This window comes from Roseinatronobacter sp., assembly GCF_051859525.1.
In the GTDB taxonomy this organism is placed as follows: Bacteria; Pseudomonadota; Alphaproteobacteria; order Rhodobacterales; family Rhodobacteraceae; genus Roseinatronobacter.
The window spans coordinates 1-9,292 of sequence record NZ_JBHYFM010000042.1 but is presented as its reverse complement, the minus strand read 5'-3'; the positions used below and the strand labels follow the sequence as shown (position 1 = coordinate 9,292).

Annotated in this window: 8 protein-coding genes; all 8 read left to right on the top strand. The window is 63.0% G+C overall.

The window, feature by feature from the left end:
* Positions 1–339 precede the first annotated feature (339 nt).
* Positions 340–1,437 (top strand): MHYT domain-containing protein, encoded by a 1,098-nt coding sequence (locus ACTIE1_RS16505; protein ID WP_439563025.1) that lies wholly within the window; start codon positions 340–342, stop codon positions 1,435–1,437.
* 251 nt (positions 1,438–1,688) lie between these two features.
* The gene (locus ACTIE1_RS16500) at positions 1,689–2,543 is read left to right on the top strand and encodes an FAD binding domain-containing protein (RefSeq protein WP_439563024.1); all 855 of its coding nucleotides are present in this window, start codon (positions 1,689–1,691) and stop codon (positions 2,541–2,543) included.
* Between the two features lie 14 nt (positions 2,544–2,557).
* Positions 2,558–3,049, top strand: a complete 492-nt coding sequence (locus ACTIE1_RS16495) for a (2Fe-2S)-binding protein (RefSeq protein ID WP_439563023.1) — start codon at positions 2,558–2,560, stop codon at positions 3,047–3,049.
* Complete coding sequence (locus ACTIE1_RS16490) at positions 3,046–5,463, top strand: aerobic carbon-monoxide dehydrogenase large subunit (protein WP_439563497.1); 2,418 nt, start codon at positions 3,046–3,048, stop codon at positions 5,461–5,463. The genes ACTIE1_RS16495 and ACTIE1_RS16490 overlap by 4 nt, the downstream gene beginning before the upstream one ends.
* A gap of 43 nt (positions 5,464–5,506) precedes the next feature.
* Positions 5,507–6,385, top strand: a complete 879-nt coding sequence (locus ACTIE1_RS16485; RefSeq protein WP_439563498.1) for an AAA family ATPase — start codon at positions 5,507–5,509, stop codon at positions 6,383–6,385.
* Positions 6,382–7,590, top strand: coding sequence for a vWA domain-containing protein (locus ACTIE1_RS16480; protein WP_439563496.1), 1,209 nt, complete (start codon positions 6,382–6,384; stop codon positions 7,588–7,590). Before ACTIE1_RS16485 ends, ACTIE1_RS16480 begins: the two co-directional genes overlap by 4 nt.
* On the top strand, positions 7,587–8,414 hold the full coding sequence (locus ACTIE1_RS16475; protein WP_439563019.1) for an XdhC family protein: 828 nt from the start codon (positions 7,587–7,589) through the stop codon (positions 8,412–8,414). Before ACTIE1_RS16480 ends, ACTIE1_RS16475 begins: the two co-directional genes overlap by 4 nt.
* A 119-nt stretch (positions 8,415–8,533) precedes the next feature.
* Positions 8,534–8,989, top strand: coding sequence for a CoxG family protein (locus ACTIE1_RS16470; RefSeq protein ID WP_439563018.1), 456 nt, complete (start codon positions 8,534–8,536; stop codon positions 8,987–8,989).
* Positions 8,990–9,292: the final 303 nt, after the last annotated feature.

Below are 9,292 nucleotides of genomic sequence, written 5' to 3'. Positions count from 1 at the left end.
AGCCGCCCAAGGCAACCAACCGCGTTCCCGCCGCCGGTGAAGCGCTATCTAGGCAATCAAACAAATACACGCAAGAGGAAAAAACCAGATTCCACAAAAAAGCGTAAAACAAGGCGACAGGCATGACCCTAAAAGAACACTCAAGCTATTGATGTTGTTTTATAATATGGAGATTTCAGAAAGATGCCGTCCCAAAGCTGCGCGCGATGTTCGCGCCCATCGTATTGGCCGGGGTGATTCTGCCGCCCCCCTGCGCCCGCCCTTCCCCGTGCTTGTGGTAGCAGGTGGCGCATGCTAGCTGTTTTCTGCCTGCGCTGAGGTCTGGGAGGGGCTTGGGCCGTGCTTGACTATACACATGATACGACGCTGGTGCTTGCCTCGCTGGCTGTGGCGCTGATGGCGGGGTTTACGGGCCTTTCGCTGACGCGCGGCGCGTCGACACTGCCTATGGGCCGGCGCAAGCTGGCTGTTGTGATGGCCGCAATATCCCTTGGCGGGGGAATCTGGTCCATGCATTTTGTGGCCATGCTGGGCCTGCAACTGCCAATCCCGTTTTATTATGACGCGCTGACCACACTGATATCAGCGCTGATGGCGGTGCTGATGACCGGCGTGGCCCTGCTGGCGGTCCATTTCGGCACACGCACGCGCATGCGGATCATTCTGGCGGGTGTCATTGTCGGGCTGGGAATTCCGGCCATGCATTATACCGGCATGTCAGGCATGCAATTGTGCCGCCCTGTCTATAATGTTGCGGGTGTTGCGGGGGCGTTGCTTGTCTCTGTCTGTCTGAGTGTGCTGGCCTTCATGATCACCTATGCCAGACGGGAACGGCAGAATATCTTGCTGGGCACAGTCGGATTCGGGCTTGCGGTCTTTGCTGTGCATTTCATTGCCATGGCGGGAACGGGATTCGTGGCGCAGGACGGCATTCCCGCAAGCGGGCCGGTGATCAGCAATTCCGCGCTGGCCTTCGGGGTAACTTTGGCGGTTTTCCTGATTTCAGGCGCTTTCCTGTTAACCGGCGTTACATTCCTGCCCGCCCCGGCCACGACCCCGCCCGCCCCCGATGCCCTGCCCCATCCGCAGCCCGTTTCCGCCGGGGCCGTCAAGGTGCCTTATGAAAAGGACGGGCGCACCTATTTCGTGGATGCGACCGAAATCGCCGCGATCCGCGCCGAGGGGCATTACACCTTGCTGTATGTCGGAGAGCAGAAACTGTTTTGTCCATGGGCGATTGCGGCCGCCGAGTCGCGCATGCCCCCTGACGAATTCATGCGCACCCATCGCAGTTATCTGGTGAACCGCCGCCATGTCACCGGATTCGAGCGCAAGAAGGATACCGGCATCTGCTATTTTGACAGCGTGCCATCCTTGGGCAAGGTGCCTGTCAGCCGCGCGCGCCTTGCGACCGTGCGCGAGGGTCTGGGCCTGTAGCGGTTCCAGATCGCGCAGTGACCTGCGCGGACTGCGCGTTCTTACCGCATATCGTGCCGCACGCCCTGCGGTCATGCAGCGCCAAAACCCGCACCCGTATCATCGCTGCACCTGCATACGCCATTCATGCAGCCATTTCGCAGTTCATGCAAATGACCGCGAAACTGGCGCGGCGGGGTTCGATTGACAAAATGTCGCAGGCTAGCGTCCCGCCACAGGTGGCTTTCGCCGCCCACATCTGGGAGGATAACATGATACCAGCCGCGTTCGAGTATCACCGGCCATCGGATATCGAGGCAGCGCTTGGCTTGCTTCAGGCCCATGGCGACGAGGCCCGCGTTCTGGCGGGCGGGCACAGCCTGATACCGATGATGAAACTGCGCATGGCCGCGATCGAGCACCTGATCGACCTGCGCGACATTCCCGACCTGCGTGACATCAGGATTGACGGGACAAGTGTTCACATAGGGGCGATGGTCACACAGGCCGAACTGATCGCCCATGAGGGGCTTGCGCGCGTTGCCCCCATCCTGCGCGAAGCCGCGTTGCAGATTGCAGACCCGCAAGTGCGCTACATGGGCACCGTGGGCGGCAATGTGGCGAATGGCGATCCGGGCAATGACATGCCCGGTCTGATGCAGGCGCTGGATGCGGTGTTCACCCTTGCCGGACCGGACGGGGACCGAGAGGTTGCGGCGCGCGAGTTTTATGAAGCCGCCTATATGACCGCGCGCGAAGATGACGAAATCCTGACCGCAATCCGCTTTCAGGCCAGCGCGGGCGGCTATGCCTATGAAAAGCAGAAGCGCAAGATCGGCGATTATGCAACGGCCGCCGCCGCTGTGCTGATCACGCGCGACGGCGACACGGTGGCGGAAGCCTCGGTCGCGATGACCAACCTGTCCGATACGCCGGTGTGGTCACAAGCCGCCGCTGCGGCGCTGGCCGGCACATCCTGCGATGCGCATGCGATCAAGGCCGCCACACAGGCCGCACTGGCCGACATTGACCCGAACGAGGACAATCGCGGCCCCGTCGAATTCAAGCGCCATGTCGCCGGTATCATCATTGCACGCGCGATCACCCGCGCATGGTCACGCGCCTGAAAGGAACAGCCATCATGCCCAAGACAGCCATCAAACTGAAGGTGAACGGCAAGACCGAGGAACTTCTGGTCGAACCGCGCGAATTGCTGATCTATGTACTGCGCGAGAAACTGAACCTGACCGGCCCGCATGTGGGCTGTGAAACCAGCCATTGCGGTGCCTGCACTGTGGAAATTGACGGCAAATCCGTCAAATCCTGCACCATGTTTGCCGTGCAGGCCGAGGGCGCGGAAATCACCACCATCGAAGGGCTGAGTACGCCTGACAACCTGCATGTGCTGCAACGCATGTTCCGCGAACATCACGGGCTGCAATGCGGCTATTGCACACCGGGCATGATTACCCGCGCCCATCGCCTGCTTCAGGAAAACCCGAACCCCACCGAAGAAGATGTGCGTTTCGGGATTGCGGGCAATCTGTGCCGCTGCACCGGATATCAGAACATCGTCAAATCCGTCCTTGCCGCCGCGGCAGAGATCAACGCCGCACAGGAGGCCGCAGAATGAACGACATGACCCCGGACCGTGACGACCGTATTGCCAACCTCAAGGGGATGGGCTGCGCGCGCAAGCGCGTCGAGGATGTCCGCTTCACCCAAGGCAAGGGCAATTATGTCGATGACATCAAACTTGCCGGCATGCTGCATGGCGATTTCGTGCGCTCCCCCTATGCACATGCGCGGGTGAAATCCATCAACGCGGACGCGGCCCTTGCCCTGCCCGGTGTGATTGCCGTGCTGACCGCCAAGGATCTGGAACCGCTGAACCTGCACTGGATGCCCACGCTTGCGGGCGACAAACAGATGGTTCTGGCCGATGGCAAAGTGCTGTTCCAGGGGCAGGAAGTGGCCTTCGTCGTGGCCGAAGACCGCTACATCGCCGCCGATGCCGTGGAACTGGTCGAGGTGGAATATGAAGACCTGCCCGTTCTGACCGACCCGTTTGCCGCGCTGGAAAGTGACGTTGTCCTGCGCGAGGATCTGGCAGGTCAGGACAGCGGCGCCCATGGCCCGCGCCGCCACCACAACCACATTTTCCTGTGGGAAGAAGGCGACAAGGACGCCACCGAACAGGTGCTGGACAGCGCCGAGGTGGTGGCCGAGGAAATGGTCTATTACCACCGCACCCACCCCTGCCCGCTGGAAACCTGCGGCGCGGTGGCCAGCATGGACAAGGTGAATGGCAAACTGACCCTTTGGGGCACGTTTCAGGCGCCCCATGTCGTGCGCACGGTCGCGTCCCTGCTATCAGGGATCGAGGAACACAATATCCGCGTCGTCTCGCCCGATATTGGCGGCGGGTTCGGCAACAAGGTGGGGGTGTATCCGGGCTATGTCTGTTCCATCGTGGCCAGCATTGTGACAGGCCGCCCCGTCAAATGGGTCGAGGACCGGATGGAAAACCTGATGGCCACGGCATTTGCCCGCGATTACTGGATGAAAGGCAAGATTGCCGCCACCAGGGACGGCAAGATCACCGGCCTGTGGTGCCATGTGACCGCAGACCATGGCGCATTTGACGCCTGCGCGGACCCGACCAAGTTTCCCGCCGGTTTCTTCCATATCTGCACAGGCAGTTATGACATTCCGGTGGCCTATGTGGGCGTTGACGGGGTCTATACCAACAAGGCACCGGGGGGCGTGGCCTATCGCTGTTCGTTCCGCGTGACCGAAGCTGCCTATTTCATCGAACGCATGATCGAGGTGCTGGCGATTGAACTGGGCATGGACGCGGCAGAGCTGCGCGCGAAGAACTTCATCCGCGCCGACCAGTTCCCCTATACCTCGGCGCTGGGGTGGGAATATGACAGCGGGGATTACCACACCGCATGGACCAAGGCGCTGGAGGCCGTGGATTATGCGGGCCTGCGGCGCGAACAGGCCGAACGCGTGGCGGCCTTCAATCGTGGCGAAACCCGCAAGCTGATGGGCATTGGCCTGACGCATTTCACCGAAATCGTGGGCGCAGGGCCAGTCAAGAATTGCGACATTCTGGGCATGGGCATGTTCGACAGTTGCGAAATCCGCATCCACCCCACCGGCAGCGCCATTGCCCGCCTTGGCACCATATCGCAGGGGCAGGGCCACGCCACCACCTTCGCGCAAATTCTGGCAACCGAAATCGGCATTCCCGCTGATTCCATCACCATTGAAGAAGGCGACACCGACACGGCCCCCTACGGCCTTGGCACGTACGGGTCACGCTCCACCCCCGTGGCAGGGGCCGCCACCGCCATGGCAGGGCGCAAAATCCGCGCCAAGGCGCAGATGATCGCGGCCTATCTGCTGGAAGTGCACGACAATGACGTGGAATTCGACATTGACCGCTTTGTGGTCAAGGGCGCGCCCGAACGGTTCAAAACCATGAAGGACATCGCCTATGCGGCCTATAATCAGGCCATTCCCGGCATTGAACCGGGGTTGGAGGCCGTAAGCTACTATGACCCGCCCAACATGACCTACCCGTTCGGGGCCTATATCTGCGTCATGGAGGTGGATGTGGACACGGGCGAGCATGAAATCCGCCAGTTCTACGCGCTGGATGATTGCGGCACGCGCATCAACCCGATGGTGATCGAAGGGCAGGTTCACGGCGGCCTGACCGAAGCGCTGGCCATCGCGATGGGTCAGGAAATCGCCTATGACGACATGGGCAATTGCAAGACCGGCACCTTGATGGACTTTTTCCTGCCCACAGCATGGGAAACGCCCAATTACACCACCGACCACACCGAAACCCCGTCCCCGCACCACCCGATCGGGGCCAAGGGGGTGGGCGAAAGCCCCAATGTCGGCGGTGTGCCCGCGTTTTCCAATGCGGTGCATGACGCGTTCCGCGCGTTTGGGCTGCGCCAGTCGCATATGCCCCATGACCATTGGCGCCTATGGAAAATTGCCAACCAGCTTGGCCTGCACGGCTGAAAGGACAGGGGGCGCGCGCACCACCCGCGCCCCCGTTTTACCCATGGAAAACCCGCAAACCCTAACGGAAAAACTGCGCGCGCAGGGCTATGTCGCGCATCCTGATCTGGCCATGGCGCTGCATCTGGCACTGACGCTGGGCCGCCCGCTGCTGCTGGAAGGGGCGGCAGGCGTTGGCAAAACCGAAATCGCGCGCGCCCTCTCCGCAATGCTGGACACCGAATTGTTGCGCCTGCAATGCTATGAAGGGCTGGACGCCGCGCAGGCCATTTATGAATGGAACTACCAGCGGCAATTACTGTCCATCCGCGCCGCTGTCGAAGATGGCGAATCCGCCCGTCAGGCGGAATCGCGCATTTTTTCAGAAGACTACCTTCTGGAACGCCCGCTTCTGGCCGCCATCCGCCGCGAACAGGCGCCTGTGCTGCTGATCGACGAAATCGACCGCGCGGATGAGGAGTTCGAGGCCTATTTGCTAGAGGTGCTGTCGGATTTCCAGATAACCATCCCCGAACTGGGCACCATAACCGCCAGATCGCGCCCCCATGTCATCCTGACCGCGAACGGCACGCGCGATCTGTCGGACGCACTGCGCAGACGGTGCCTGTATGCCTATGTCGATTACCCCGACCGCGACACCGAACTGGCCATCCTGTCGGCCCGCAACCCCGACATTGACGCCGCCCTTGGCCGCCAGATCGTGGCATTTGTTCAGGCCCTGCGCGCCGAGGATCTGGAAAAGAAACCGGGCATTGCCGAAATGCTGGATTTTGCCGCAGCCCTTGGCGGGCTTGGCGTCAATGATCTGGGCGCGGACCCCGCCGCATTGGCGGCGGCACTGGCCACATTGCTGAAAACCAGATCCGACCGCGCCGCCATCCCGCCCGAGGTGGCCGCGCGCCTTGCAGGCCGCGCAGCATGACGCGCGACCTGACCCTGAACCGCCCGTCGCGCGCCACCCGCTTTGCCGCGCGCGACCCCGGCCCCGCCGCGCGGCTGTCGGGGTTCATGGCGCATTTGCGCGGTGCGGGGTTTCATCTGGGCGTCGCGGAAACCGGCCTTGCCATGAAGGCGCTGACCACGCTGGACAATCTGGCCCCCGAAACCGTGTGCCGCGCGCTAAAGGCGGTCTGCGCCAGCGATGCGGACCAATCCGCGCGCTTTGACGATGTGTTCAACGCCTTCTGGCTGAATAACGGGCGCGTTCGCGCGCGGGTCACCCAATCGCGCAGCACCGGCACAGACCGCCAGCGGGCGGGTCGCACAGGCGACGGCATGGCCACAGGCACCGGCAAGGCGCACGCCCCCGATGACGGGCAGGACAGCGGCGCAAGCGAAAGTGGCGGGACGGGCCGGTTAATGGCCACAGGGGTTGCCAACCTGATGCGCCGCGATTTGCGCGAACTGGTCAGCCCAGATGATATTCGCCACGCCGAAACCATTGCCGCGCGGCTGGGGGCGGCCATCCGCGACCGCCGGTCGCGGCGCAGGCGGGCGCACAGGCGCGGGCGCGGCGTGGATTTGCGCTGCACGCTGCGCACAGCCCTGTCCACGGGCGGCGAACCGTTGCACCTGCACCGCCGCACCCGCCCCGACCGGCCCGTGAAACTGGTGGTTCTGTGCGATGTGTCGGGGTCCATGCTGGCCTATACCCGCCCCTATCTGGCGTTCATCACGGGGCTTACGCGCGCGGACCCGACCGCAGACGCCTATCTGTTTCACACGGGCCTTGTGCGTATCACCACCGCGCTGCACGATGACGACCCGCTGCGTATGCTGAACCGGCTGTCACTTCTGGCCGAAGGGGTTGGCGGCGGGTCGCGCATCGGGGCCAATCTGGACCTGTTCGCGCGCAGCTATGCACGCCGCTTTGTCAACGGGCGCAGCGTGGTTGTCATTCTGTCCGACGGGTATGACAGCGCCAGCCCCGACCAGCTTGGCACCGCTTTGGCGCAGTTGAAAAAGCGGGGCTGCCGTATCATCTGGCTGAACCCGCTGAAGGGGTGGCGCGACTATGCGCCGGTTGCGGGCGGCATGGCCGCGGCGCTGCCCCATCTGGACCTGTTCGCCCCCGCCACCACCCTGGCCGATCTGGCCCGACTGGAACCGGAGCTTGCCCACCTATGACCCTGTCTGCAACTGCCCATACGCGCCTGAACAGTGAAATGGACCGCCTGCGCCGCGCGGGCCAGCCGTTTGCCATTGCCACCATCGTGCGCACGGTGGACGCCACATCTGCCAAACCGGGGGCCAAGGCGCTGATCCTTGCGGACGGCACCCTGACCGAAGGCTGGGTTGGCGGGGGCTGCGCGCGCGCAGCCGTCAGCCGCGCCGCGCTGGAGGCGCTGGAGGCGGGCCAGCCGCAATTCATATCCCTGCGCCCGTCCGACCTGCTGGATGCCGAAGGCGTCACCGCAGGCGAGCAGCGTGACGGCATTCGCTTTGCCCGCAATGGCTGCCCGTCCAAAGGGTCGATGGACATCTTCGTCGAACCGGTCCTGCCCTTGCCGCAACTGGTCATCTGCGGGGCGGGGCCTGTGGCGCTGGCGCTGGCGGACCTGTCGGCGCGGTTTGACATGCACCGCACACTTTGCGCACCGGGTGCCCTGCCCGACCCGTTGCCGGAAATTGACGCATGCTGCGACAGTTTCGCGTTTGACACCGCGCCCGACCGCCAGCGTTTTGTTGTCATTGCGACGCAGGGCAAGGGCGATGACGCGGCCTTGCGGGCCGCACTGGCCTGCGGGGCGGAATATGTGGCCTTCGTGGGCAGCAAACGCAAATTCGCCACACTGGCCACGCGCCTGCAATCAGACGGTGTGTGCGCACAGGCACTGGCGCAGGTTCACGCCCCCGCAGGACTGGACCTGCACGCCATCACGCCGGAAGAAATCGCCCTGTCGATCCTTGCTCAGATCGTGGCAACCCGCCGCAAGGGACGGCGCACATGACCGGTTTGCGCCGCATCCTGTCACGCTTCTGGCCGCGCCTGACCGCCGAGCAGGCCGAAATTCTGGCGAAAATCAAGTTTCCCTGTTGTTAGAATACCCCAAGAAAGGAAAAAGGCCCCATGGACCTGCAAGATGAAATCCTGATCCCCGCACCGATTGAAACGGTCTATGCCGCGCTGAACGATCCCGAAATCCTGCAAGACAGCATTCCGGGCTGCGAGGAATTGATCAAGCATTCCGACACCGAACTGGAAGCCAAGGTCACGCTGAAAATCGGGCCGGTCAAGGCGCGTTTCAGCGGCAATGTCACCCTGAACCCCGAAGACCCGCCGCGCCGTTTTTCGCTGACAGGCGAAGGGTCCGGCGGCGCGGCGGGATTTGCCAAGGGCGGCGCCACTGTGGAACTGGAGGCACAACCCGACGGCCAGACCCTGCTGCGCTATCAGGCGCGGGCCGAAATCGGCGGCAAACTGGCGCAGCTTGGCAGCCGCTTGATTCAGGGCACGGCCAAGAAGCTGGCCACAAAATTCTTCGCAGATTTTTCAGAAGCTGTGCAGGTGCGTGAAAACAGCTAGGCGATACTGGGTATTACCCTAGGTGCGGAATCAAGGCCGCAGGCCGCCGCACCCTCGGCGGGCCGTCCCGCGGCCTGCCGATGGCGCGGGCTTTATCCAAGCATGACTGTCCCCTAAGGGGCGACAACCCGCACCTCTGGCGCACCGCGATCACTGCCCCTACCGCACCAGCATCCGGTTGCGGCGCAACTGCCACATCACCACCAGATTCGACGCCAGCAGCACCGCAATCACCACCGCGCCCCCCACCAGCGTCAACTGGCCCGGATCCTCGCCCAGCAGATACCAGACCAGAACCGGCGC